The 24573-nt window shown below is 61.2% G+C and carries 20 protein-coding genes and 1 tRNA gene; 7 read left to right on the forward strand and 14 right to left on the reverse strand.

Annotated features, from left to right (window positions below):
• Positions 1-60: 60 nt before the first annotated feature.
• From ACSEXS_RS20790 to ACSEXS_RS20805, 4 genes are all read right to left on the reverse strand, one after another.
• Positions 61-972 (reverse strand): carbohydrate ABC transporter permease, encoded by a 912-nt coding sequence (locus tag ACSEXS_RS20790; RefSeq protein ID WP_438435169.1) that lies wholly within the window; start codon positions 970-972, stop codon positions 61-63.
• A 12-nt stretch (positions 973-984) separates the two neighbouring features.
• Positions 985-1965 carry an ABC transporter permease gene (locus ACSEXS_RS20795; protein ID WP_438435170.1) on the reverse strand — a complete coding sequence of 327 codons (981 nt, stop codon included), beginning with the start codon at positions 1963-1965 and terminating at the stop codon, positions 985-987.
• Between the two features lie 73 nt (positions 1966-2038).
• Positions 2039-3739: a type 2 periplasmic-binding domain-containing protein gene (locus ACSEXS_RS20800; protein ID WP_438435171.1), complete on the reverse strand. Its 1701-nt coding sequence runs from the start codon at positions 3737-3739 to the stop codon at positions 2039-2041.
• A gap of 293 nt (positions 3740-4032) precedes the next feature.
• The gene (locus ACSEXS_RS20805) at positions 4033-10119 is read right to left on the reverse strand and encodes an alpha-amylase family glycosyl hydrolase (protein ID WP_438435172.1); all 6087 of its coding nucleotides are present in this window, start codon (positions 10117-10119) and stop codon (positions 4033-4035) included.
• Positions 10120-10552: 433 nt separating this feature from the next.
• Here ACSEXS_RS20805 and ACSEXS_RS20810 point away from each other — a divergent pair, with 433 nt between their 5' ends.
• From ACSEXS_RS20810 to ACSEXS_RS20825, 4 genes are all read left to right on the forward strand, one after another.
• Positions 10553-12523 (forward strand): NAD(+) synthase, encoded by a 1971-nt coding sequence (locus tag ACSEXS_RS20810; protein WP_438435173.1) that lies wholly within the window; start codon positions 10553-10555, stop codon positions 12521-12523.
• 335 nt (positions 12524-12858) lie between these two features.
• A complete protein-coding gene (locus ACSEXS_RS20815; RefSeq protein WP_438435174.1) occupies positions 12859-14016 on the forward strand; it encodes a hypothetical protein in 1158 nt (385 codons plus the stop codon).
• 122 nt (positions 14017-14138) lie between these two features.
• On the forward strand, positions 14139-15146 hold the full coding sequence (locus tag ACSEXS_RS20820; protein ID WP_438435175.1) for a Gfo/Idh/MocA family protein: 1008 nt from the start codon (positions 14139-14141) through the stop codon (positions 15144-15146).
• On the forward strand, positions 15127-15921 hold the full coding sequence (locus ACSEXS_RS20825; RefSeq protein WP_438435176.1) for an alpha/beta fold hydrolase: 795 nt from the start codon (positions 15127-15129) through the stop codon (positions 15919-15921). The genes ACSEXS_RS20820 and ACSEXS_RS20825 overlap by 20 nt, the downstream gene beginning before the upstream one ends.
• A 121-nt stretch (positions 15922-16042) precedes the next feature.
• On the opposite strand, the gene ACSEXS_RS20830 is transcribed toward ACSEXS_RS20825, so the two are convergent.
• The 8 genes from ACSEXS_RS20830 to ACSEXS_RS20865 all read right to left on the reverse strand — a co-directional run bounded on the left by ACSEXS_RS20830 (position 16043) and on the right by ACSEXS_RS20865 (position 21645).
• The gene (locus ACSEXS_RS20830) at positions 16043-17173 is read right to left on the reverse strand and encodes a hypothetical protein (RefSeq protein ID WP_438435177.1); all 1131 of its coding nucleotides are present in this window, start codon (positions 17171-17173) and stop codon (positions 16043-16045) included.
• On the reverse strand, positions 17163-17675 hold the full coding sequence (locus tag ACSEXS_RS20835) for a zf-HC2 domain-containing protein (RefSeq protein ID WP_438435178.1): 513 nt from the start codon (positions 17673-17675) through the stop codon (positions 17163-17165). Before ACSEXS_RS20835 ends, ACSEXS_RS20830 begins: the two co-directional genes overlap by 11 nt.
• Positions 17672-18247, reverse strand: coding sequence for an RNA polymerase sigma factor (locus ACSEXS_RS20840; protein ID WP_438435179.1), 576 nt, complete (start codon positions 18245-18247; stop codon positions 17672-17674). The genes ACSEXS_RS20835 and ACSEXS_RS20840 overlap by 4 nt, the downstream gene beginning before the upstream one ends.
• A 233-nt stretch (positions 18248-18480) precedes the next feature.
• Entirely contained in the window at positions 18481-19944 is a 1464-nt protein-coding gene (locus tag ACSEXS_RS20845; protein WP_438435180.1) for a stalk domain-containing protein, read from the reverse strand.
• A gap of 230 nt (positions 19945-20174) precedes the next feature.
• The gene (locus ACSEXS_RS20850) at positions 20175-20327 is read right to left on the reverse strand and encodes a small acid-soluble spore protein P (protein ID WP_438435181.1); all 153 of its coding nucleotides are present in this window, start codon (positions 20325-20327) and stop codon (positions 20175-20177) included.
• Between the two features lie 51 nt (positions 20328-20378).
• Positions 20379-20525 carry a hypothetical protein gene (locus tag ACSEXS_RS20855; RefSeq protein ID WP_438435182.1) on the reverse strand — a complete coding sequence of 49 codons (147 nt, stop codon included), beginning with the start codon at positions 20523-20525 and terminating at the stop codon, positions 20379-20381.
• Positions 20526-20582: 57 nt separating this feature from the next.
• Positions 20583-20927 carry a hypothetical protein gene (locus ACSEXS_RS20860; protein WP_438435183.1) on the reverse strand — a complete coding sequence of 115 codons (345 nt, stop codon included), beginning with the start codon at positions 20925-20927 and terminating at the stop codon, positions 20583-20585.
• Between the two features lie 91 nt (positions 20928-21018).
• Positions 21019-21645 (reverse strand): class I SAM-dependent methyltransferase, encoded by a 627-nt coding sequence (locus ACSEXS_RS20865; RefSeq protein ID WP_438435184.1) that lies wholly within the window; start codon positions 21643-21645, stop codon positions 21019-21021.
• Between the two features lie 187 nt (positions 21646-21832).
• Between ACSEXS_RS20865 and ACSEXS_RS20870 the strand changes: the two genes are divergently transcribed.
• The 3 genes from ACSEXS_RS20870 to ACSEXS_RS20880 are packed head-to-tail and all read left to right on the forward strand — an operon-like array spanning position 21833 to position 23558.
• Positions 21833-22423 carry a TetR/AcrR family transcriptional regulator gene (locus ACSEXS_RS20870; protein WP_438435185.1) on the forward strand — a complete coding sequence of 197 codons (591 nt, stop codon included), beginning with the start codon at positions 21833-21835 and terminating at the stop codon, positions 22421-22423.
• Positions 22420-22923, forward strand: a complete 504-nt coding sequence (locus tag ACSEXS_RS20875; protein WP_438435186.1) for a flavodoxin family protein — start codon at positions 22420-22422, stop codon at positions 22921-22923. The genes ACSEXS_RS20870 and ACSEXS_RS20875 overlap by 4 nt, the downstream gene beginning before the upstream one ends.
• The gene (locus tag ACSEXS_RS20880; protein ID WP_438435187.1) at positions 22920-23558 is read left to right on the forward strand and encodes a flavodoxin family protein; all 639 of its coding nucleotides are present in this window, start codon (positions 22920-22922) and stop codon (positions 23556-23558) included. The genes ACSEXS_RS20875 and ACSEXS_RS20880 overlap by 4 nt, the downstream gene beginning before the upstream one ends.
• A 258-nt stretch (positions 23559-23816) precedes the next feature.
• Here ACSEXS_RS20880 and ACSEXS_RS20885 read toward each other — a convergent pair whose 3' ends face one another.
• The gene (locus ACSEXS_RS20885) at positions 23817-24365 is read right to left on the reverse strand and encodes a DUF1697 domain-containing protein (protein ID WP_438435188.1); all 549 of its coding nucleotides are present in this window, start codon (positions 24363-24365) and stop codon (positions 23817-23819) included.
• Between the two features lie 99 nt (positions 24366-24464).
• Positions 24465-24551, reverse strand: a tRNA-Ser gene (locus tag ACSEXS_RS20890).
• Between the last annotated feature and the right edge of the window lie 22 nt (positions 24552-24573).

Below are 24573 nucleotides of genomic sequence, written 5' to 3' on the forward strand. Positions count from 1 at the left end.
GCTCCAGCATGAGCTGAAACGGCCTTTCTCCTCTATTCGGTTGATGCTCGCAAGTATGGACTATTCCTTCACGCTGCCGAGATTCAACCCGACGACGAAGTAACGCTGCAGGAACGGATAAACGAACAGGATCGGAAGCGCTGTGACGATGGTGATGGCAGACCGAATGGTTTCCGGGGTGACCATGGCGGAGGATTTATCCGGATTTACGCCATGTTGTAGACCCAAATCGCTGTTCGAGCTCATCGTCGTGCCGATCAGCTTCATCATCTCGTATTGGAGCGTGCTCAGATTCTGCTTGGAGGAAGCATACAGCATCGTATCAAACCAGGAGTTCCACGAGCCGACGGCGATGAACAGCGCGACGGTCGCCAGCACCGGCGTACAGAGCGGGAAGATGATTCGCAGGAAGATGCGGAAGTCCCCGGCTCCGTCGATCTTGGCGGACTCGATCAATCCGTTCGGAAGCCCGCGGATATAGGTCCGCACGACGATCAGGTTGAAGGCGCTGACCAGACCCGGCAGCACATACACCCAGAAGCTGCCCAAGAGGCCCAGGCTCTTGATCAGGAAGTAGTTCGGAATCAGACCGGCATTGAAATACATCGTCAGAATGAAGACCATCCCAATGCTCTTACGGAAGACGTAGTGGGGCTGGGCCAGCGTGTAGGCCAGCATCGTGGTCAGGAACACGCCGAACACCGTAGACAAAATCGTCCGGGCGACCGAGATGAACGCGGCGTGATAGACGGCACCCGATGCGAAGATCGACTCGTAGTTCTTCCAGGTCCAGCTCCGAGGCCAGAGGTAGATACCACCCCGCATCGCATCGTTACCGTCATTGAACGAGATCGCCAGCGTATGGAGAAAAGGATACAGGGTCACCGTGACCAAAAGCAACATAAAGATTGTATTCAAGGTGTTAAAAACGTATGGCTCCACCGAGGTTTTCTTCAAACGTGAAGTTTCCATGGCCTACTCCCCTTAGATCAACCGCTCTTCGCCGAGGCGCTTCGCGATGGAATTGGCGATCAGAATCAGCCCGATGCTGACAATGGTCTTGAAGATGCCCGCTGCCGTCGCCAGCGAGTAGTTGCCCATGGATATCCCATATTTGAGCACGAAGATATCGATGGTCTGCGACCAGTCAATGACAAGCCCGTTGCCGAGCAGGTACTGGAGCTCGAATCCGGCGTCGAGGATGTGGCCGATGTTCATGATGAGCAGAATCACGAAGGTCGCCTTGATTCCCGGCAGGGTAACGAAGCGCATTTTCTGGTAGCGGGAGGCTCCGTCTATGGCGGCCGCCTCATAGAGCGAGGGGTCGATGGACGTGATGGCGGCCAGGTAGATGATCGTGTTCCAGCCGACTTCCTTCCATACGTTGGAGGCCCCGACGATGCCCCAGAAATACTTGCCTTGACTCAGCCACATGATCGGATCGTTGATCAGATGCAGCTTCATGAGCAGTACGTTGACGATGCCATCGTTGATGGAGAGCGAGGTGGAAACGATGCCTGCCGCAATGATCCAAGACAGGAAGTGCGGCAGATACGATATAGTTTGAACGGCGCGTTTGAAGATGCGCACTTTGATTTCATTCAGCAAGAGGGCGAGCAGGATGGCCGTTACGAACCCCAGGACCAGGTTGATGAAGCTCATGGCCAGGGTATTGCGCAGCACGCCGAGGAATGCGTCATCCTGGAACAGGAACTTGAACTGGTCGAATCCCACCCATTTTTGATCTTTGAACGGCAGGGCCGGCCGGTATTGCTGGAAAGCCATCGACCATCCCCAGATCGGAGCATAATTGAATAGAATCACGTACAACACGAGCGGAACCGACATGAAGATCAGCTGCTTCTGGCTTTTGATCGTCTTCCAACTGATGGCGACGCCGATCTCGGGATCGACTCTCCGTTTCTTTGCGGCCTTGGATTTGACCGCCGGTATGGCTTCGGCCATCGATATTCCCTCCTGTACCGAGGGCAAGCAGAGCGGAGAAGATTGCCTCTTCTCCGCCTTGCCGCCATTCTGTTTATTTGCTGGACCAGTTCTGGATGCGCCATTGGAGCTGTTCGTTGATGCGGTCTTCATACGCCTTCATGTTGATCTTGGAGATCTTGTCGACGTATTCCTTCCAGAGAGATTCGAAGTCGGCAGGCTTCGCCATAACCAGCTTCGGCAGGTACTTCGTGGACAGTTCGTTCAGCTTGGTATCAGCCAGCTTAGCGGGCGAACCGTCAACCAGGTCGATGCTCCAGGCCGGGTAGTAAACCGGGTTTTCCGCCGGCTCCTTGAAGAATTCAGCCCAAGTCTTGTGTCCATAAGCTTTCAACACTTCTTGGTCAACCGGCTTCAGGCTGTCGAAGAATTCCTGCGGCTGGCTGCCCGGATCGGTAGCATTGCCGTCGGCATAGGTTCCCTGCATCTTGGGGGCGTTCTTCCAGAAGTACTCGGCCTTGTTGGACAGCTTCCAAGTGGTATCGTCGGCATTCTTGCGTTGTTCAGGGGTGCGGTAGTAAACGCCGTCCTTGACCATGTAGTCTTCGCCTTCGATACCCCATTGCAGCGTCTTCTGCCAGTCTTCGGTCATCAGAGAGTCGAAGAACTTGATAATGCGCACGGCCTTGTCCTTGGCCTTGACGGAGATGCCGTAACCGCGGTTGATGTTAAGGGTCGGACGGTCACGGTAGTATTCGGTGGCGCCTTCATAAGTCAGCGGGAAGCCGACATACGTGCTGCCGTACTTGCCCTGCGATTTCAGCGAGTTTTCGCCGTCCCCGAAGTTCCAGTGCTGGTCGAACATCCCGATGACCTTGCCGCTGGCGATCTTGGCCAGGTACTGGTCATAGTTCTGTACGAGAGCTTCCTTGTCGATCAGTCCTTGAGCATTGACCTCATTCAGCTTCTTGTAATAGTTCTTGGCGATATCCTTGTCGGCGAAGATCTGGGCATGGCCGTTCTCGTCGACGATAACGCCGCCGTCGTTCGGGTGACCTGCCAGATGTTCCGGGGGATTCCGCAGCGGGAACGTTCTCCAGTCGAAGTTCAGGGTCTCGAACCCGATCATGTCGGGATGTTTTTCCTTGTATTTGGTAATGATGTCGAAGTATTCGTCCAGCGTCTTCGGTGTCGGCCATCCCATCTCCTTCAGAACATCCTTCTGGAGATAGAAGCCGGGACCCTCGTAGGTGGTTTCGTTGAACTTACCGGTGAAGACGTTGTAGTTCGGCAGAACGTAGAGATGGCCGGATGCGGGATCCTTGATCTTGTTCCACACGGATTCGTAGTGCTTCTTCAGGTTCGGAGCGTACTGCTCGATCAGGTCTTCCAGCGGAATGAAGGCGCCGGCTGCAATCAGCTTGTCGTCGCCGGTCATGATGTCGGCATAGTCGCCGCCGGCGGTCATGACGCCCAGCTTCTGCTGGAGGTCGCCAACCAGGAACTCCATGTTCAGGGTGACGCCGGTTTTTTCCTTAATCATCTTGTAGATCTTGTTATCAGCGGCGGCCTGTTGCCCCGGTTCGCCGATGAACATCGACAGCGTAATCGGTTCCAAAGCTTCCGGCGAAGCAGCCGGACTAGCCGCATTCGTCGCGGCTGCCGTTCCGGCGGCCGTCGGTGAAGCGCTTTCTTTCTTCGAGGAATCCGACTTGCTGCAGCCTGACATGATGAGGCTGAACGCCATAACGGCGCTAAAAGCGGTCATGACGGAGACTCTTGCCTTTTTTCTCATTCCTTGCCCTCCCTTTTTTATCCAAACCCTCTGACAGCCAGAATGGAACTGGCTTGAACACATTCTTGCACCCGGGTAAGTACTATTATACGACGAGAGAATGCGCTTACAATTAACAAAATAAAGGTCTACCCCCCCGAAATTAGAGGACACTCGAACGGCAACCATCCGCGATTGTGCCGGACCCGGACCCGCCGGTATCTCCCTGGTCGGAGAAAAAATCGGGCTGCCCCGCGATTTTGCATGCGGGTGCAGCCCGATTGGGGATTGTCGCTCGATCGGTAAGGAGCTTCTTACGGGTTCAACAGGCGGCAAAGCGCTTGGGCGCTTTCGGCCCGGGTGAGCGAATCGGCGGGAACGAACCGGCCGTCGCCGCGGCCGTTCAGCAGCCCCAGTTCGGCCGCCTGCCGCACCGCGTCGCGGGCCCACTCGTGCACGGCGGCTTGATCGGCGAAGGAAGCGAAAGCCTCAACGCCGGGCAGAGCTTGGACGGCGCCGGCCTTGACGCCATAGGCGTAGGCCCGCATCAGCATGACGGCCATTTCCTCCCGGGTGATGGCCGCGTTTGGAGCAAAGCTGCCGCTCCCCTGGCCGGATACGATTCCCGCCCCGAAGGCTGCGCCGATCGCATCGGCGTACCAAGCCATCGCGCTGACGTCGGCGAATGCGGCCTGCTGCGGCTTAAGCTCCAGCGCCCGGGCCAGCATGGCGGCAAACTCGGCGCGGGTGATCGCTTTCTCCGGAGCGAAGGTCCGCTCCGTCGTGCCGTTCACCAGGCCGCGGGCCGCCAGGAGCTGCACGGCGGGCGCGGACCAATGCCCAGCCGGCAGGTCGACGAAGGTACGCACGGCGGTGAGGAGCGCATAGATCGAAGCGCCGTCGGCAGGCACGGTCCAGCTGGAATCGGCGCTATTCCAGACGCCGCGCACGTAAACCGCGGTCCCCGCTCCGTCGAAGCGGTAGACGTTGGCCGTCTTACCCGCTGCTTGGGAGGCGGCGGCGAAGCTCAGCTTCATGCCGGATGCCGTGACGGCCCGCTCCGTTCCGTCGCTCGTCTGCACGGCGAGCTTGGCGGCAAGCGGAGCTTGCACCGCCGCCACCGAGGCAAAGCGGCCCTGCCGCTTCAGCGCGACGTACCGCTGCTCGGCATCGGCAGCCTTGACGGCATCGAGATGCAGCACCAGGCTGCCGGTTCCTTCTGCGGCGGCCTTCGCCAGGACTTCCTGCGGCAGTAGCACGGCTGTGCCGCCCCGTTCGATGCGGACGACAGCGCCCGCGGGCAGACCGGCCGCTTCGCGCGGCAGGACGATGCTCTCCACGCCGCTGCCGATCCGGACGCGGGCCTCCCCGCTTGCATCCGGCTTAAGCTCGGCCGCCGATACGCGATAGGTTGTCGCGCTCGGCGTTGGCGTCGCGCTTGGCGTCGGCGTGCTGCCCGGCGTTGGCGTCGCGCTCGGCGTCGGCGTGCTGCCCGGCGTCGGCGTGCTGCCCGGCGTCGGCGTCGCGCTCGGCGAAGGAGAGGCGGTCTCCCCGCTCGTGCGGGTGATGGTCACCGGAATCGTCTTCGTCGCCTTCTCTGCCCGGCCTTTATCCGTGTACCAGGGCAGTGCCAGCGTCTCGGCGGTCGGCTCGATGTGCAGCTCGAATTTGTTCTCGCCCGGCTGAAGAGGCATGCTTTCGACATAGACGTTGCCCTTGGCATCCATCGCTCCCTCCGGCAGCGGCTGGCCGTTGATCGTAAAGGCCACGCCGTAGGGAACGTTTGCGCTCAGCGTCCAATGATCGTCATCGGTCGAGTATTGAATGCCTTCGCCATAAGAGATCCGCGGCTGCAGGAGGATCATCGGGATATCCACCCAGCGGAGGACATAGTCGTCGACCACCATGCGGTTGCCGCCCTGATTATTAATGGTGAGCTGCATGTTGGTATCGGTCGAGCTGTACGCCCAGTTGCCGGGGTCCTCCGTGTCGCCCGCGAGGTGCTTATGGCTCGTGAGCGCTTCCTTGTTCCAGTCGCCCCGGGCGTACTTGTATTGAATGGATTTGCCCGCCATCATCTTGAACGAGTATTCCACCACGCTGCGGTTGGTCGCGCCGCTCGGCACGAGCAGCTTGGTCGAGCTCACGTTCCAGCCGTTGAAATCCCCGGCAATGGTGATGTCGTCGGTGCTCGGCGTGTAATCGGGCAGGTGCAGGCGGAGCAGGACATCGATCATGACGAGCTTCGGCGTCACCGCCTGCTCGTTCGACTCGGCCCGGTTGTAGGCCAGATCGTATCCGGCCACCTTGTAGCGGTAGGCCGTGTCGTTGCTGACCGTGAAATCGGTGTACGTGCGCTTGCCGCCTGACACGGCGGCGATCCGGACAAACTTCCCGTCGGCCGGAGCCCGGTAAATCTCAAAGCCGTACACCGAGCTGTCCTCGCTCGTCCAGTTCAAGACGGCGCGGCTCGATTCCTGAAGGATCGGCGCCAGCGCCGGCGCTTCCGGCGCTTCGGCATCCTCCCGGTTCGGGTAGACGATCACCTGGGCATGCGAAGCGGAGTCGGTCCAGGTCTCGCCGTTGTCGGTGGAGAAGGAGGCGTAATAGTCATACACGCCGGCCTGCAGCGGTTCGAACGAAGCGGCGTACACCTTCGTCCCGTCCGCTCCGTCCTGCTTGAATTTGAGCGGCTTGGCGGAGACGGCTTCCGGCTCGCCCGCCGGAGCGAAGGACAGCTTGCCGACCAAGCCGGACGGCGCCTGTCCGGGATTTCCGTCGGTCAGGCCGGGTGCGAGGACGGATACGGTCATTTCCCCCGTCGTGCTGCCGACTCCCAGGTACACGGCCTCCGTCACGCCGGACACGGCGGAGACCGCCGCGATCGGATAGGAAGGCGTAGCGGACGCCGACTGGCCCGGCAGTCCCTGGGACGCGCCTTGGTAGGCGGCCACGCGGTAATAGTACTTGGTTCCGTTCGTTACCTGGTCATCGGTATAGGCGGCGGTCGGACTCGTTCCGATCGGCTCCAGCTTGCCGCCGTCGAGCAGGGACCGGTAGATGCGGTAGCCTTCCGCTCCGTCCACCGCCTGCCAGGAGAGCTGAACAAGGCCATTGCCGGAAACGGCGGCGAGTCCAGTCACTTCGCCGATGGGCGACAGCGTGCCCTCCGAGATCAGCATGACGCCGGACAGAGCCGGAAGGGTGTACGTCAGCTTCCCGTCCCGGACCACGGCGCTCACGCCGCTGCCGAGGCCGTCGGTGAGCTTCAGCCCTTCCGGCAGATAGCCGGTCACATCGGCCGTCACCGTCTGTTCGGCCTCTCCGCGGTTGATGGAGACGACCGCGGCCTTGGTGTCATCCTTGCGGGCATAAGCAATAACGTCGCCGGTCGCATAGACCGCCTTTAGGTCGCCCGTGCGCAGCACGGCTTCGCTCTCGCGCAGCTTGGCCGCCTTCTGATAGGTGGCGAACAGGTCCGTATACACGCCCGTCGCCGAGAAGCTCTTGCCGTCGGCCCCGTTCGTCTCGGCTACCCGTTCCCAGGGGAAGGAACGGCGGGAATCGGGGTCCTTCGTGCCGGTCAAGCCGACCTCGTCGCCGTAATAAACGGTGGGCGCCCCCGGATACCCCATCTGGAACAGAGCGACCAGCGCCTGCTGCTTCAACGCCTTGGCGCTCGCCTCCTCCGCAATCTTGAGATGCTCCTCCTCGTAGTTCGGGTACATCAGCTTGGTGATCGAGCGGGTCGTATCGTGCGAATCGACCAGGTTGAGCATCGTCCGCCAAGCTTCCTCCGGATAATCCTCGCGGATCGACTCCAGCGTGTCGTTGAACGTTTTCGCGTCGCCCCCGATCAGGAACGCTTGCAGCGCCCCGCGGAAGCGGTAGTTCATGACGGAGTCGAACTCGTCTCCGAGCAGATAGCGAGTCGCCACGCCCCATTCCTCGCCGAGAATGATCGGATCTTCGATGGCGTTGCCGTTCGCGTCCTGCCGCCCCGCCGTCGATTTGACGGCCTCGCGGAACTTCCGCCAGGTTCCGTCGGATACGTCGGGCGCCACATCCAGCCGCCAGCCGCTCGCTCCCATCCAGGGCCAGCGCTGCGATACGGTGCTCTGCATCGCCGCCGACGCGTCGCTGTCGCTCTTGCCGGTCAGAGCATGGCCGATGACCGTCTCGCGGTAATTGACGTTATTCCATTCATGCGTCTCGCCGCTTGTGCCGATGGCATCGCCATCGCCGGGCTGCGGCGTCTTGGCATCCATCGCCGGCAGGGAATCGAAGCCCCACCAGGCATCGTACCGGTAATGCGTGCCGCTGTCGTCCTTCACCTTGACGTTCTCCACGGTGAACCAACTGACGAATTCAAAATCCTTCGGGTAGGCGTAAGGCTTGCCGGTCGCCGGATTGGTTTGGGCGGTAAACCAGGCCTGCGCCTCCCGCTCGGCGTCCGCCTGCGCGAGCGTCTTGCCCCGCTCCTTGGCCGCATTTTGCAGATCGTAGACCTTGGCCCAATATTCATAGGCGCCGATCTCCGGATATTTGCCGTACCGGTCGAAATAAATGCTGTCGTCCCCCACATGGTTGAATACGCCGTCCGTGATCAGGTGCATGCCGCGCGCCTTGATCTCCTTGGCGAATTCGATGAACACCTTGTCGGATGCCTTGCGCGTCTCCGCATAGTTGAGCCCCGAAGTCGGGTCCCCCGGCTTGTTGTACACCGGCTGCCCGAACATCGGGTCCAGGTGCTCGTAGTCGGTGGCATCGTATTTATGGTTGGAGGCGGCCCAGGCGACCGGATTGAGGTAGATCGCCGTCACGCCGAGCGATTGCAGGTAATCGAGCTTCTGCCGGATTCCCGCGATATCGCCGCCGTAGAACTCGTTCGACCACGTGCCGTCCGAGATCGCGTCCGGGTAATACGGCTTGTTCTCCGCCTTCACCCGGTCGGGATTCTCCGGCACGTCGCTCCACTTGCCCCACACCTGGTTCGATGCGGGATCGTTCGGCACTCCGCCGTCGAAATATTGCAGCGGCAGCGCACGAATCCCTTCGTCCTTGTTCGGGCGATCCTCGTCGCGGACGCCCCGCGCTCCATCCACCAGCTTGGCGCGGTTGTTGGAGGAGTCTCCGTCAAAGAAACGGTCGGGGAAAATCTGATAGACGACCGCGTTCTTCATCCAGTCCGGCGTCTTGTAATCGGCCCGATAGACGGTGAGATCGAACGGAATGGCTCCGTCGTCGGTCACGACCCCCGTGCCGCCGCGGCCCGTCGTGCCACTCTTGTCGTCGCCGAGCTCCGCCTTGGCCGAGCCGTCGATCAGGATAAACTTATACCCCCATACGCCGATGCCGGTGAAAACCGATTTCGGAATGACGGCTTCCCAGTAATCCTTGCCGTCCACGGTCGTCGCCTTGCGCATGTCGAAGGTCGACGCCAGTCCATTCGCATCCGTCAGCTCGACCCGGGCGAGCTGGACGTCGTCCTGAGCGGTCGCCACCCGCAGCGTGAGATCGGTGCTGTTCTCGGCAAGGGCGCCGAAGGGGTTCTTAAACGTCTGGGAGCGGCTGTCGAAAGCCACGGCGTCCTTGTCGATCCGCCCATTCGAGCCTCCGCCAGCCGAGAACGTCTCGCCCTTCAGCTTCTTCTCTCCGGCGTAATCGATGCTGTAGATCGCGTAGAGGTCTTCTCCGCCGACGAGCTTCAGGTTAGCGCCTTCCTGGCCGGTCTCGCCGTAATTCTCGCTCCAATCCGGACCGAAGGCCACCTTTGCCTCATAGAGGCCTTCGGGCAGCTTGACCTGCGACATGTATACGCTTCCATCAAAGTTGTAGTCAATGAAGTAATGCGTCGCATCCGCCGGAGACCAGTCGTTCGCCTCCCCGAGCTCCGTCTGCAAATTCCCGACGAGCCGAGGCCAGCGGTCTGCGGCAAGAGCCGGCGCATAGGATGGCAGACCCGCCACTCCCGGTACGGAGATGCGAGCCTGACCCGCGTCCTCGTTGATATAAAAAGCGACGGTCTGCGGCTCGCTCAGCGTCAGTTTAAAATTGTTGCCGCTATCGACAAACCCGTCCCAAGTGCCGTTCTTGGTCAGCTTGAACTCGTACTGCCCCGCATCCAAAGGCGCCTCGTAGGCATAGAAGCCGCCGACCAGATGCTTGAATTTCCAGGCTGCATCGGCATTGTTCCAGCTGTTGACGCTTCCGGCTATGTACCAGCTCGTCTTGCCTCCGGGCTGATCGGTCAAGCCCGCTGCCGGCCCAACCGGTCCGATGCCCCCATTGTCAGCGCTTACAATTGGCGCATGCCAAAAGCCCGCTACCAGCTGCAGCACCAGCAGGAAGGCAATCAACGCGTTCGTACTCCGGTTTCGGATCATCCGCTGCCATCTCATGGATTTGCACTCTCCTTTTAGTTTGAATTATTAATGCAAACGTTTGCATTCAATGCTATTACTAAGAATATCACTCTGTTTTCCCGACTGTCAACGAAAATAAATCGCTTTCATTCGTTAGATTGTGCGACTTCTGAGCTAGTCCCTTCCGCCTTTCGGCGGTGATCCATGCAATTATACCTATTCATTCACTCGGTTCACCTGTGCATGGCACGAACTTTTTGTAGAAAATGGATCAAATTTGCGCAATTACTTCTTTGTCTCCCCCCATTTGCCTCGCGTCTGCGGCAAAGGTAAGATGGAGACAGATACCGCAGACCGACCGCTCTTCGCGGGAAGCCCGCTGTTACGATCGGGGCCGCTTGGGGTACAATGAAGACGACTTCCCGGCTTGACCCTATTTTCATACCTAGACCAAGGATGGGTGATCCTTTTGTACAAGCATGGTTTTGCCAGGGTGGCCGCTGCCTCTCCGGAGCTGCGCGTGGCCGACTGCCCCTATAACGCAGACCGCATTCTGGACGTGATTCGGCAGGCGGCGGAGCGTCAGGTCGAATATCTGGTGCTGCCCGAGCTCTGCCTCACCGGCTACACCTGCGCCGACCTGTTCCTGCAGCGCCAACTGCTGGACGGAGCCCTGGAAGCGCTGCGGCGGATCGCCGAGGGCACGGCAGGCCAACGCCTGATCGTCATCGTCGGCCTGCCGGTCGATATCAAAGGGCGGCTGTTCAACTGCGCCGCCGTGCTGCAGAACGGGCGGATTCTCGGTCTGGTGCCGAAGACCTGCATCCCCGGCTACAGCGAATTTTACGAGCCGCGCTGGTTCGCCGCCGCCGAGGAGCTGGAGACGGACGAGCTGTTGATCGGCGGCGTCCCGGTACCGGTCGGCAACGACCTGATGTTCGTCTCCGAAGAGAACGACAACCTCGCCTTCGGCGTGGAAATCTGCGAGGACCTTTGGGTGCCGGCTCCGCCGAGCAGCCTGCTCGCCCAGGCCGGAGCGGTGCTGTTGTTCAACCCGTCGGCCAGCAACGAGCTGGTCGGCAAAGCCGATTACCGCCGGCAGCTCGTCTCCGGCCAATCGGCCTCCTGCGTGGCAGCTTACGTCTATGCCGCTTCCAACACCGGCGAATCGACCACCGACGTCGTGTTCGGCGGCCATTCCCTGATCGCCGAGAACGGCCAGATGCTCGCCGAATCCGAACGCTTTACGCATGAGAGCCGGCTGATCGAAGCCGATATCGATATCCCGCGCCTGCAGTATTCGCGGATGGTCATGGGCACCTTCCGCGCCGGCCGCGGCAGCCGGGGCTACCGTACGGTTCGCTTCTGCGATCCGGCTTGCGCCCTGCCCGCCGGCCGCAAGCTGGCCCGGAAGATCGACCCCAGCCCGTTCGTTCCCGGCAATCCGCAGGTCCGCGACGAACGCTGCCAGGAGATTCTGGCCATTCAGACCTCCGGGCTCATGAAGCGCGTCCGCCATATCGGCTCGAAGCAGCTCGTGATCGGCATTTCCGGCGGGCTGGATTCGACGCTGGCCTTCCTGGTCGCCGTCCGCGCCATGCAGCGGCTGGGGCGTCCGGCGAGCGACGTGCTGGCGGTGACCATGCCCGGCTTCGGCACGACCAACCGCACCTACGACAACGCCGTCGGACTCATCAAGGCCCTCGGCGCGACCCTCCGCGTGGTCGATATCAAAGCGGCCTGCCTGCAGCATTTTGCCGACATCGGCCATGATCCCGAGCAGCACGACCTCACCTACGAGAACGTGCAGGCCCGGGAACGGACGCAAATTCTGATGGACCTCGCCAACAAGAACGGCGGCATCGTCGTCGGGACCGGCGATCTCTCCGAGCTCGCTCTCGGCTGGTGCACCTACAACGGCGACCATATGTCGATGTACGGGGTAAACGGCGGCATCCCGAAAACGCTGATTCAATATGTGGTCAAGTGGTATGCCGACCACGAGGCTGACGAGACGGCGCGAGGCTACCTGGAGAGCATCATTGCGACGGGCATAAGCCCCGAGTTGCTCCCTCCCTCGCCGACCGGCGAAATCGTCCAGCTCACCGAGGATATCCTCGGCCCGTACGTGGTGCATGACTTCTTCCTCTACCACATGCTTCGGACCGGCGCCGGGCCCAGCAAAATCCTCTATCTTGCCGAAGAAGCCTTCGGCCAAGGCTATGCGCGGGAGCAGCTGATCGGCTGGCTGAAAGTGTTCTATACCCGCTTCTTCACCCAGCAGTTCAAGCGCTCCTGCCTGCCGGACGGCCCCAAGGTCGGCACCGTCAGCTTGTCGCCGCGCGGAGACTGGCGCATGCCGAGCGATGCGTCCGCCGCCCTGTGGCTGCGCGAGGTCGAGGAGCTTTCCGGAGCGGCGGCGAGCGACGCTGCCCGGTGATCGCAGGTACATCGTTTCGATTCGGAAGGGGCCATCGGCTCCTTCCTTTTTGCATTCTCTATCGAAGAGGCGGCCAATCGGCAGACGGCGGCTTTCGGCTTTCGGCTTTCGTCTTTCGGCTTTCTGCCGCGTTTGGCCGGAGCCCTCTTTCTCCCGCGTTCGGACTCGGGCCCGAAGACAGGAGTGGCGGTTGCTCCCGTTTCCGAACTCGGACGCTCTTTTCATCCGCGCAATCGGCAACCGGCGTTTGAGCGGCGGCCCGCCCGGGTAATGGGGAATACAGGAAACGCTTATGAATCCGCCCGCCCCGCGGGCTTTTACAAGGGGGAATGGATATGCTGCCGTATCGCAAAATCGCCGCCGCCCCTCTCCTCTTGCTTCTCCTGCTCGCTGTCGGCAACGGACCGGCGGGAGCCGCCGTTAAGGACGCAACAAGTCACGCCTCCGTTCCAACCCAAGCTGCCATGCACCTGCCTGCCGCCTCCGAACCGCTGGAATCCGCCGCCGTTCCCGACGCACCGCTTGTCCGGCCCAAGGACGGATCGTTCTCGCTGTCCCTGCCCGACGGCTGGACGGAAGACCCGGCTTTGAACGCCTACGCCGAGTTGTCGGCATCGAATTCCGCCGGCGACCGGTATCTGATAATATTGTCCGAGCCTAAGCCGGGCGGCGGCAAAGAAACTGCGCCTAGCCTGGCCGACTACCGCAGCTTGTGGATGAAGGAATACGCCGCGTCCTTGTCCGGGATGAAAGCCGAGAAGGAAGCCGCCGTCCGGCTGAACGGCCGCGAAGCCCGCTTCGACGAATTTTCCGGCTCGATGGACGGAACCGCCCTGCGGTATGAAGCGGTATTCCTGGATGGAGGCAGCCGCTTCTACCAGCTGTTGTTCTGGTCTTCGGAAGACCGCTTTGCCGAAGCACGGGAGGATTTCTACGCGATCGCCCGCTCCTTCCGCTTGTCCGGCTCCGGGACAGATGCCGCCTCCTTGAGGGCTCAATCCGCCTCTTCCGCAGTCGATTCGCCGCTCAGGATCACCGGCGAGGACGGCACGCAGATGATGCTTCCGGGAGGCTGGTCAGAGAACGAGGGAGCTTTACCCGGAGCCACCATGCAGGCCGACGACGAGGCCCGTTCCCGGCATCTCGCCGTCATCTCCCAACCGGATGAAGCCGGTATCACACCCGGCCCCTTCGGAAAAGCCGAAGAAACCGCATTGCGGCAGAAGCTGGCCGCCTTCCTCGCCGACGCTTTTGCTTGGCAGCGGGCTGGCTCGGGCACCGCTTGGAAGCCGGAAGCCTTGACGGTCAACGGATTTCCCGCCCTTCAGACGGATCTTGCCCTACCGAACGGCGATACGCCGGTCGGCATCTGGGTGACAGCCATTCGAATGCCGGACGCCGTCCAATACCTGATCTTTTGGACGGCGGAGGATGACCTTGCCGCGATGAAGCGGGACCTCCTGCCCTCCGTGCTCTCCTTTCAACTCCAATAGCACGCCCGCCCACGCGTACTATCCGGGCCCGGAACCACGTTCCGGGTCCGTTTTGCGGCTGCGCTTCCTTCGAGTACAATAGAAGGTGACCTTATTCTCCTTAGGAAAGGAGCGTTTCCGCCATGAAGCTTCGCATCGGTTTTGTCGGCACCGGCGGGATTTCCCGGGCCCATCAGGATCAACTCTCCCGTCTGGGCGATGTGGAGGTAACCGGCTTCGTCAGCGGCCGGTTCGAGAACGCCGAGCATTCGGCCCGCCGCTGGCCGAACGCCTGCGCCTACGCCACGCTGACGGACATGCTGGACGCCGGTCCGCTCGACGCCGTCTATCTGTGCGTGCCTCCCGACAGTCACGACGGACTGGAGGAGGTTCTCGTCGACGGGGGGATTCCCTTCCTCGTCGAAAAGCCGCTCGCGGCCGACTGGGAACTGCCGGCCCGCGTGGCCGCGAAGGTTCAGGCCAGCGGCCTCCTCACCTCCGTCGGCTACCACTGGCGCTACCTGGACTCCGTGGCCGCCGTTCAAGCAGAGCTCGGAACGACCCCGGTCGGCCTCGTCCACGGCTATTGGATGGGCACCATGCCGCGTGCCGCCTGGTGGATCGACTACAACCGCTCCGGCGGCCAGTTTGTAGAGCAGACCACGCATATCGTCGATCTCATGCGCACCCTGTGCGGAGAGGCGGTCGAGGTCTACGCCGCTTACGGAGCACGGGTGATGCAGGACCAAGTTCCGGGAACGACCGTGTACGACGTCGGTTCCGTCACCTACAAGCTGGAGAGCGGCGCGGTGGCCACCATCTCCAACACCTGTCTCCTCCCGCACTATCACAAGACCGGGCTCGATCTTTACACGGAAAAAGGCGTGATCGAGCTGCGGGATACCCTGGTTACCGTTCTGGAAAACGGCCGCAAGCTGGAGCAGCGCCACGACGGACAGGCTCTCCGCAAGGAAAACGAAGCGTTCGTGCACGCCCTGCGCACCGGCGACCGGTCGCGCATCCGCTCCGATTATGCCGATGCGCTGAAGACCTTCGAGCTGACCTTGGCGGCCAACCGATCCGCCCGGACCGGCAAGCCGGTCACGATTGCCGAGAAAGGATGGAGAACCGATGAACCCGACGAAGATTGAGCTGCCCGGACGCCCGTCCCTCGCGGTTGACCAGCAGGGAGCGGGGGCGCCGCTCGTGCTATTGCACGGATTCTGCGGCAGCTCCGGTTATTGGAATAGAATCGTCCCGACGCTTGCGGCGAGCCGCCGCGTCATCGTTCCCGACTTACGCGGCCACGGCCGCTCGGAAGCTCCGGACGAGCCGGTCTATGCGATGGAAGACTTCGCCGACGATATCGCCGCCCTGATCCGTACGCTCGGGTTGACCAAGCCGGTGGTGCTCGGCCACTCCTTGGGCGGCTACATCACCCTCGCCTTGGCGGAGCGCTATCCTGAGCTCCTCGGCGGCTTCGGCCTCGTCCATTCCACCGCTTTGCCCGACACGGAAGAGGGTCGCGCGGGCCGAGACAAGGGCATAGCGACCATTCGCTCCGAGGGCATCGCCGCCTTCGTCGATGGGCTCGTCCCCAAGCTGTTCGCCCCCGACCACCTCGCTTCCATGCCGGAGGCCGTGGAGGACGCCCGGCAGATCGGGTACGGGACCTCCGCCGCCGGCGCCGCGGCCACTCAGGAAGGGATGAAACGCCGCCCCAACCGCAACCGGGTGCTGACGGAGACGGAGCTTCCCGTTCTGCTGGTCGCCGGCGCGAAGGACGGCATCATCCCACCGGAGAAGGTTTTCTCCGTCGAGCGCGATTCCATTACCCGGGTCAAGCTGGAGAGCGCCGGACATATGGGCATGCTCGAAGCGCCCGATGCGCTCGCGGCGGCCATTCTCCACTTCGTCGCCGAGTAGCCGCCCCGGTGCCCAATTGCGTACTGCTCTTCAGGGTCGCACCGCGCCAAAAAAGAACAAATCCGGCTCCGCAGGCCATGCGGGGCCGGATTTGCTTTAAGTCCAGGATGTTCCACGTGAATCATTGGCCTTTTCGGCCGTTTTTGTCCCGCCGCTCGCCGAGAAACAGCCAGACCCCCCCGACAATAAACAGAACGGCAATCGCGGTTGACTGGAAGTAGCGGTAGAACCAGACGGAGAAACGATTGTTTCCGAACAGTTGGTCGATCAGGTCGAGGCCGATGAACTGGAACAGGCAATAGACGCCAAGTGCGATCAAGCCAAGCCCCACCGCCCGGTGATGAGTCCGCAGGCCTGCGATCAGCGGCTTATCCGTGAGCGGCTCGCGGCCGTATTTGGAGATGGTCTGCAGCGCGTCGAACAGCGCATAGAACCAGATCAGCGGAATCAGCAGCAGGAACAAGGAGAGATGCAGCGCGTCCAGCAGGTAGATGGAGATGAGGAAGCCGGCCATCAGCTGGAGACCGCGCGTCTGCAAGCCAAGATACATATGGCCCGCTCCCGGCAGAATCGCCAGCAGCGTCGCCGCCATCCGGCTGCGCTTGCCCTCTTCCCGGCTCTTCTCCAGATCGTCGAACAGCGAACGATCCTCCAGCAGCTCGCCGTTCTGCTTACGGTTCACCAGCTGCACGGCATCGAACATCGCGTAGAGCCAGATGACCGGCAGTGCCAGCAGGAAGGTCAGGAAGCCCTCCACGCGGGTGGTAAAGGCGACGAAGCCGACCAAGGCGAAGAGGCCGAAGAACGAGACGAGGAAGGTCAACCCCCTCTGCATCAGGCCGAGCTGAAGGTGGCCGAGTCCCGGGATAATCGACAACAGAATCGTGTAAAAGCGTTCATTCTGCGATTGCGCGGCCGAAGCATTCGCTCCCCGTTGCCCCGAGTAAGGGGGAATCGGCCCGCTCGTCGGACGAAAGGCATCCGAGCGCGGATCGTAAGGCTCGGGCGTCCGCCGGGGCGACAGCAGGAAGAACAGCGCGTCCAGCATGTTGATCAGCCAGATGCCGGCCGCGGCCAGAACCAGCAGCGCCGCCGCCTCGCCCGAGTGCGCGAAATCCGCCAGGAGCGACAGGAAGAGGGCTCCGAAGAATCCGGCGGAGTAGAGGAAGGCACGGGCCCGGCGGTTTAAGTAAAAGTGCCCGAGCCCCGGCACGAACGACAGCAGGAAAGCCAGAATCGGATTAGGGTACACGGCGAGTTCCTCCATTTTCTTTCGGTTGAATCGTATCCAGCAGAGAGGTCGTGCGTTCCATCAGCCGGTCGGCGACGCCGGGCTTCGCCGGCTGGGCCGCAGCCGTTTGCTCCAGCCGATCGAGACCCGTCCGCATCGCATCCAGCACGCCCGTCGAGAGGATGGCGGCCGTAATCGCCGCGGCGGCCGCGTAGTGGACGAGCTTCCGCTCGAACCAGCGTTCCCGGCGGCGGAGGGGAGCCGGCTGGGGAAGCTCGCCGTTTTCCCCGGCGGCATAAGGCGTTAGCCGCTCCATGATCGCGTCCGTCCAGGCCGCCGCTTCCACGGCTTCGGATGCTCCCGTGCCAACCGCCGACCGGTCCAGCGCCGGCTGCAGCGCTTCGAGATACAGCGCGAGGCAGCGGTCGCAGCCTTCCAGATGTTCCTCCAGCTTCCTTCGCTCCTGTTCGGTCAGCAAATCCTCCTGATAGCTCCGCCAAGTATCGAGACTGTAATGCGTCACCGAAACTCCTCCTCCTTCCAATGCCGCCGAATCCACTGGCGCGCCCGGTACAGCTTCGACTCCACCGTCTTCATCTGCACGTTCTGCATATCGGCGATTTCTTGATAACTTTTCTCGTGAAAATAATACGCCAACACCACGTCGCGGTAATTCTCCGGGAGCTCGTTGATTCTCCGGTGCAAGAGCTCCCGCCTTTCCCGGTCGAGCAGACGCTCCTCCTGAGGTGGAAGGGAATCGTCCATCACCTCGGCGCCCAGGAAAGCCGGGTCATCCGGCTCCTCGCGGCGGCGGCGAAGCTTCCTCGCCTGGTCGATCGCCTGGTTGGTGGCGATGCGGGTGATCCACGTCTTGAAGCCCTGCTGGCGGTATCCGGGGAGAGCGGAGTAAATTTTCAGGAAGGCCTCCTGCGTCACATCCTCCGCGTCCTTGGGATTGCGGACGACGGAGAGGGCGACGTGGTAGAGGTACATGCGGTAGCGCTCGACCAAGAGGCGGAAGGCCTCCGTCTCGCCGGCAAGAACCGCTGCCACAATCGCTTCGTCTTCGATCTCTCTCTCCCCCTCTCCATCCATAGACGTCCCGCCGAACAGCTCCCCCTGCACCCTTTCTCGACTTCCGACCGCTGGTTGTCAAAAAAAAGACGCGCATGGGGCGCGGCCACTTCAAAAGTCAGCGCTTCGCATGCGGATCGTCCATTCAATCGCTTTCGCTTTTACAAGACGATTCCGCACATTCCGCTTTCCTATTTCCGTGGCCTTACCCGAAGCGCGGCTCCGTCCGGCCTCCAAGCGGCCCGGCCCGGTTCTTAAGGAGCGGTAATGGATGCCCGGTACAGCCGGTTATCCCAGCTTACCTGACCGCCGAGCGCCGTCACGGCAAAGCGCAGCGGCACAAAGGTTCGCCCGTCCGCTACCACCGGCGAAGCGTCCAACGCCACGCTCCTGCCGTTCACCACGGCCTCGCGGCTGTTCAGGCGAAGCTTGAGCTCGGTTCCGCCGCGCCGCACGGTCAGCACCTGCCCGGTGCCGTCCCACGCCATCGTCGCGCCGAGCCGCTCAAAGATCCCCCGCAGCGGCACCATCGTCAGGTCCTTTTCCATGTAGCCATAGATTTCATTGACCATCCGGCCGTTAACGAACACTTGAACCTGCGGCTTGGCATACCGCTTCACGATGATCGCGTTGCTGAGCTCGCGGCCCGGCGTCCGTTTCATCGCCCCGCCGGCATACAGGCCGGAGCTTGCGCCGCCGTCGAGATTCATCGCCTCTGTCAGCCCCAGCTTCACCAAGGCTCCGGCCAGCTCCTTGATCGTCGCCGCCGAGGATACGCCCAGCACAAGCTGGCCCTTGGCGTCGACGCCGGCGAAGCTGCGGGTTCCGGAACCGGTCGTGATCTTGGCATCGGTAAAGCCGTCGCGGGACGGATTGACATCCGTTTTGCCGTTTGTAACCAGCTTCGGCCCTACGCCGACGGCGGCCTGAAGCTCGGAGGTTTCGTAGACCTTGCCGGTTTCCAGATCGATGACCGTCTGTCGAATCTCCGCCTGGTTGCCTGCTTTCACCGAAGGAAGGATATTCCGTTGGTTCATGTCGGCCTTGCCGATCAGCAGCACCTGGCCGTCCTCGGGGACCGTCGCCGTCCCTTCCGTGACGGATACGATCCTGCCGCCCTTCACCACCGCCTTCACGCCGGGAAAGGAAATCCGGGTTCCGAACGCGCGGGTAAACAGCACCGCCTGCTCCGCATTGGCCGTTCCATAATAGCGGTTCACGCTCCAGGGCTTGAAGGTATAGCGCTCGCCCGACGGGGCGGTCAGCGTCATCTCCACCTTCAGGCTGAGCCTGCGGATATCCGGGACCTTGCCGACCGGGATCGCAAGCGCCTGATTGCTGCCGGAAAACACCGTTTCCCCCGCGTTCAGCAGGAGGCCGTTCGGATACCGCTCGGCAGCGTTTGCGGCGTAGGCATCAAAAAACGTCCCGTTGACCGCCACCGACGCCCCGGTCCGCTTGACGAACGAGGCCAGGCTTTCGATGTGGCCGATTCCGCCTTGGGCGGTGACCGACATCACCCGCAGATAAGGGTTATTGACGTCAATCCGGGCCAATTGCAGAGCGATGGTTTTTCCGCCAACGCTGAGGGTTTGGCTCTCGTAGCCGAGGCCGGTTCCCGCCGCCGTCGCCATCGGGCCGACGGAAGCCGAGGCCGTAATCAGGCCGCATGCGAGGAGCAGGGTCAAGCCGATTCGGCCGATTCTGAGTTTGTTCATAGGGCTCTCTCCTTCGCGCCAAGGGTTTTGTCCACGGCAGCACTAAGTCTCTTGTTCTCCCTTTACCCGCCGAATTCCTTTATTGACGCGTTGAGAGAGGCCCTTTCGTTCCCGTTCCCGATAACGTCCTTGGATAAAAAAACCGCGGCTTCGCCGGCCGCGGAATTTCAATTGGTTATAAGCTTCGCCGCTTGTTAGATGAACCCCAATCAGGCTCTGCGGCATTCCATTCAGCTTCCCTCGCCGTGATTCTGGCGCGAATGGTTCCGGTTCTTGACCTTCTTGGAGCCGGACAAGGGCTCCGGTCCGCCGGACGAATCCCGCTTCTTGCGCGGCTCGCCGTCATGAGGCGGATTGACCGGCTGAGGAATATCAACAGGCATGCGAATCTCCTCCTTTCGGCAACCTGTCCTACACGACCCCGTTCACCAAGGTCAGTTGTAATTTTGGCGGGACGACCGCTTGCGCCGGTCATCCTGATCCTGCTGAAGCTCGGCCGCATGCTTGCTGTTCACCGGATTGCGCTCCAGCTCCTCGACCGTATTCTGCAGGTTCTTGTCCGCCTTCGGCTTCTTGCCCATGGCCTCCACCTCCCTCCCGTAAGCGGCAGGCTGCCTTCCAGCCGGCGACCTGCCCGTTCAGGCGTGCGTCACCCGCTGAAGCAGCTGGGCGCACTCGTGAATATGCCGGACATAGTCTTCGATAAGGTTCTGAACTTTGTCGATGCTCTCGTCCACCGTAACCCCATCCTTGTCGACGTCCACAAAACCGACCTCAATCTCGCGGTCATCGACATACCGCACCGTAAAATCAAAGGTATACCCGGAGCGCCCTTCCGTATCGATATGAATACGCAGTACGTTCGGGTCATGGCCATCGGGCCGGACCTCGGCTTCGTCGGACGGGTTGAGGCATTCCGGCAGATGCTCCTGCCAGCCCGCGATCAACGTATCGTTTACGACCGGAGTAAGTTCCTCATTCATGGGCTTCGCCACCTCCGTCCTTACCTTTTGCCATTCGCCGCGTTCTTATCCATGCCTCCGCTCCTGCAGGCTTGCCGCCAAAAACGGACGGTCAGGCTTCCTGCCTTCGATAGTCCAGCCTCATGAGCCGCTTGCCGGTGGGCAAAGGATGCTCCTGCCGCAGGATAGGGGTATAGCCGATCCGGAAGAGCGCCGCGGTCCACTCCTCCTCCGCCACATCCCGATGCACGCCGGTTAGCCCGGCGAACGCTTGCTCATAGGGCGAAGCGGAGACGAACCCGCCGTCCGAATTGAGTTGAATCACGCTGGAGAGATAAGCCGGCCTTGCTTGTCCGATCAACCGGCTGAACGGGTCAACGCCGATATACTCGACGACCAGATTGGCAATCACCAGATCCGTTATCGGCAGCGAAGCGTCGCCGCTCGCCAGGTCCATCCGTTTCAGGATGAGGACCGGTTCCAAGGAGGCGTAACGCTTGCGGCAAGCTTCGAGATAGCCGGCATTAATATCAATGCCGTAAACGGTTTGCAGGGGAGTCCCGGCGATGTGCTCCAGCCCGTTTCCGCCCGCTACACCGGCGATCAGAGCCGTTCGGGCCGGATAATCGGTCAATTGCTCCCGCATAATTCGATTCAGTTCCCCGAGCTGGCCGACAACCGGCAAGCTCATATGCGCTTCATATTCCTCGAGCGGAACTTGCTCCCACGGATGCTCCATGCTATTCTCTCCCTGTTCTTTTCGTTTCCTCGTGGTCTGATTCCCACCATCTTACCATATCCCTTGGAAAAATCGCTCCATTAAGCCGAGGACAACCGCCGATAATTTTCTAATTTCATCTTGACAGTGTAAAGATAATCCCGTAATCTTGACATTGTCAAGATAGAACCCGCGAGGAGCCGCTTCCGTGAACGAAAAACCTTACCACCATGGGGATCTGCGCAACACCCTGATCGAGGCCGGCATCGGCTTAATCAACGAAGAAGGCATCAGCGGTTTTTCGCTGCGCAAGGTCGCGTCGCGCTGCGGCGTGAGCCATGCCGCTCCGTACAGCCATTTTCGGGACGTGCAGGACTTGCTGGCCGCCATGGGAGCTCATGTGACGGAACAGTTCACCGCCGCCCTGCAGGCTTCCGTAGAAGGGCTGGAGCATCCGCACCTCGCCATCCGCGAGCTGGGAACCGCCTATATTGCTTTTTTTGAGCAGCATCCCGCCTACTTTCCCTTTCTCTTCTATCATTCGGGTATCGCAATTCAGGTCGAGGAGACGGCAGACGGCGAACCGCCTTATCCGCCGTTTGCGGTGTTCCATGCGGCCGCCGGGCGATTGTTTCGCAGCCTCGGCCTACCGAACCGGAACGACTCGGGGAGGCTGATGGCCGTATGGTCGACCGTGCATGGCATCGCCGCCCTCATTACCAGCCAGAGCATTCATTACCCGGGCAATTGGCGTGACATTTGGCAGTTATTTTTGGATTCGGGAGGAAAAATCCAATGAAACTCATTGTCCATGATTTGGCGATTACGGACACGGCGCCCTGGCTCGGGGACCTGCCGGCAGACGCCGAGGTGATCGCCAACACCGGCGGAATCCGCGCCTGCACCGGCTGCTTCGGCTGCTGGGTCCGCACCCCGGGGAGATGCGTGCTGAAGGACGGCTACCAGCATATGGGCGAGAAGCTCGCGGCTTGCGACGAGCTCGTCATCGTCAGCCGCTGCGTCTACGGCAGCTACAGCCCCTTTGTCCGCAATATTCTGGATCGGAGCATCTCTTATGTACTGCCTTACTTCGTCTCCCGCAACGGAGAGACCCATCACCGCAACCGTTATGACCACCGCTTTAAGCTCTCGGTCCACTTCTACGGCGACGATCTGACCGAGGCCGAGCGGACGACCGCCCGGAGGCTGGTCGAAGCCAACGCCGTCAATTTGTATGCCGACGTCGCCCAAATCGAATTTCATGAAACCGCGCAAGCGGCAGGGGAGGGCTGGCAATGAAAATCGTCCTGGTCAATGGAAGCCCCAAGCCGGCCAAATCCAATTCCGGCTTCCTGCTGGCCGCGCTCGAACCCCTCGTCGCTGAGGGGAACGAACTCGTGTCGCTGCGGGTCAATCCCAAACCGCTCCTTCCCTCCCAAGTGGAGGAGTTGTGCAGCGCCGATGCGATTGTCCTTGCTTTTCCGCTCTATGTCGATGCCATTCCCTCGCAGCTCATGTCGGTGCTGGTCGAAGTGGAAGCGCTGCGGCGCCGGGACTCCTCCAAGCGCGTCCGCGTCTATGCGCTGATCAACAACGGGTTCTACGAGGGCCAACAAAGCCGAATCGCGGTGGACATCCTTCGCCATTGGTGCGACCGCTGCGGCTTCCAGTTCGGGATGGCCGTTGGGCAAGGAGCCGGCGAGATGCTCGGCTCTATGGAGAAGGTCCCCCTTGGCCATGGCCCGCTGAAAAACCTCGGCAAGGCGATGGAGAAGCTGGCCGCCGCCATCCGGCGAGGCGATAGCGCAGAGTCGGTGCACATCCAGCCCAATTTTCCCCGAATCGCCTGGAGGCTCGCCGCCGTCCACGGATTCTGGCATCCGACCGCCAAGAAGAACGGCTTGAAGAAGAAGGATCTGCTGAGACGTTTTTAGCGGCGGGACAACTAAAAAAGCTTGCTGAGTCGGTTCCTTTCGGGAAAGCACCGATTTCGGCAAGCTTTTTTTAGCATTGTCCTGAGGGAGCCCGACGGGTCCGAATGCCGTTCGATCGTCCTTTAAGCTCACCGCAAATACAGGAACCCCCGGTCGTTCTTAGGTAATCTGCTTCAACAGAACGGGGGCATCTGTCATGAATGCAATTGGTCCGCGTCCTCTCTGCCGCTTCTCCGCAACGACCGCCGGGGGATGGAGTCAGGCCTGCATGGCTTCGGCGATCTTTCGCAACGTATTGACGTTCCGCGAGGTCAGCTTTTCGCGATACCGCTTGTTGCCCAGTACCTTTGAGCCGAACTCGGAGGTCAGCGTCAATCCCTTGGGGACGGTCCAGTAGGCGCTATTCCCCACGGCCCAGAACCGCTCTCCGTCCGCCGGCGGCAGCTCGCCAAATTTCTGCTCCAGCTCCTCCGACAGCCCTTCCTCCTCGCAGACGAACCAGTACAGATGGCAGCCTTCGGGAACCTCCTTCGACTCGGCTTGAAGGACCGCCTGGCGAATTTCCGCTTCCCCGCGAAGAAACAGATGGGCTTCGTACCCGAAGCGGCGGCTAAGCTCCCGCTCCAACGCGTCCTTTGTCTCCTCCAGGCTCGTCCCGTCCGGCAAGGTAAACACCACATTGCCCGTGGCCAGGAGCGTCTTAACCTCGCGGTAGCCCATTTCCGCAAAGGCCGCCTTCAAATCCGCCATCTTGATCGCAATCCCGTTGACATTGACGCCTCGCAGCAGTGCGCAGATCCGTGCCATATCCCGGCCTCCTGTCTTTATATGCCCTCTGATAGTAAAAAGAAGCCAACTGCCTATTTGCGCAATTGACTTCGTTGTTCTTCAGCATTCAGTTAAAAGCGGAGAGGGTGGGATTCGAACCCACGGTACCCTCGCAGGTACGACGGTTTTCAAGACCGCTGCCATAAACCACTCGACCACCTCTCCAGGTGCGCTTTCCGCCGGTTTT

The organism is Gorillibacterium terrae (assembly GCF_051594785.1).
GTDB lineage: Bacteria > Bacillota > Bacilli > Paenibacillales > NBRC-103111 > Gorillibacterium.

Bases quoted from the DNA above. Each gene is read 5' to 3' on its own strand.
- ACSEXS_RS20875 (WP_438435186.1), top strand. From the start codon at position 22,420: ATGAAACTCATTGTCCATGATTTGGCGATTACGGACACGGCGCCCTGG.
- ACSEXS_RS20805 (WP_438435172.1), bottom strand. From the start codon at position 10,119: ATGAGATGGCAGCGGATGATCCGAAACCGGAGTACGAACGCGTTGATT.
- ACSEXS_RS20840 (WP_438435179.1), bottom strand. From the start codon at position 18,247: ATGGATGGAGAGGGGGAGAGAGAGATCGAAGACGAAGCGATTGTGGCA.
- ACSEXS_RS20880 (WP_438435187.1), top strand. From the start codon at position 22,920: ATGAAAATCGTCCTGGTCAATGGAAGCCCCAAGCCGGCCAAATCCAAT.
- ACSEXS_RS20845 (WP_438435180.1), bottom strand. From the start codon at position 19,944: ATGAACAAACTCAGAATCGGCCGAATCGGCTTGACCCTGCTCCTCGCA.
- ACSEXS_RS20795 (WP_438435170.1), bottom strand. From the start codon at position 1,965: ATGGCCGAAGCCATACCGGCGGTCAAATCCAAGGCCGCAAAGAAACGG.
- ACSEXS_RS20855 (WP_438435182.1), bottom strand. From the start codon at position 20,525: ATGGGCAAGAAGCCGAAGGCGGACAAGAACCTGCAGAATACGGTCGAG.
- ACSEXS_RS20860 (WP_438435183.1), bottom strand. From the start codon at position 20,927: ATGAATGAGGAACTTACTCCGGTCGTAAACGATACGTTGATCGCGGGC.
- ACSEXS_RS20815 (WP_438435174.1), top strand. From the start codon at position 12,859: ATGCTGCCGTATCGCAAAATCGCCGCCGCCCCTCTCCTCTTGCTTCTC.
- ACSEXS_RS20885 (WP_438435188.1), bottom strand. From the start codon at position 24,365: ATGGCACGGATCTGCGCACTGCTGCGAGGCGTCAATGTCAACGGGATT.
- ACSEXS_RS20825 (WP_438435176.1), top strand. From the start codon at position 15,127: ATGAACCCGACGAAGATTGAGCTGCCCGGACGCCCGTCCCTCGCGGTT.
- ACSEXS_RS20800 (WP_438435171.1), bottom strand. From the start codon at position 3,739: ATGAGAAAAAAGGCAAGAGTCTCCGTCATGACCGCTTTTAGCGCCGTT.
- ACSEXS_RS20850 (WP_438435181.1), bottom strand. From the start codon at position 20,327: ATGCCTGTTGATATTCCTCAGCCGGTCAATCCGCCTCATGACGGCGAG.
- ACSEXS_RS20820 (WP_438435175.1), top strand. From the start codon at position 14,139: ATGAAGCTTCGCATCGGTTTTGTCGGCACCGGCGGGATTTCCCGGGCC.
- ACSEXS_RS20865 (WP_438435184.1), bottom strand. From the start codon at position 21,645: ATGGAGCATCCGTGGGAGCAAGTTCCGCTCGAGGAATATGAAGCGCAT.
- ACSEXS_RS20790 (WP_438435169.1), bottom strand. From the start codon at position 972: ATGGAAACTTCACGTTTGAAGAAAACCTCGGTGGAGCCATACGTTTTT.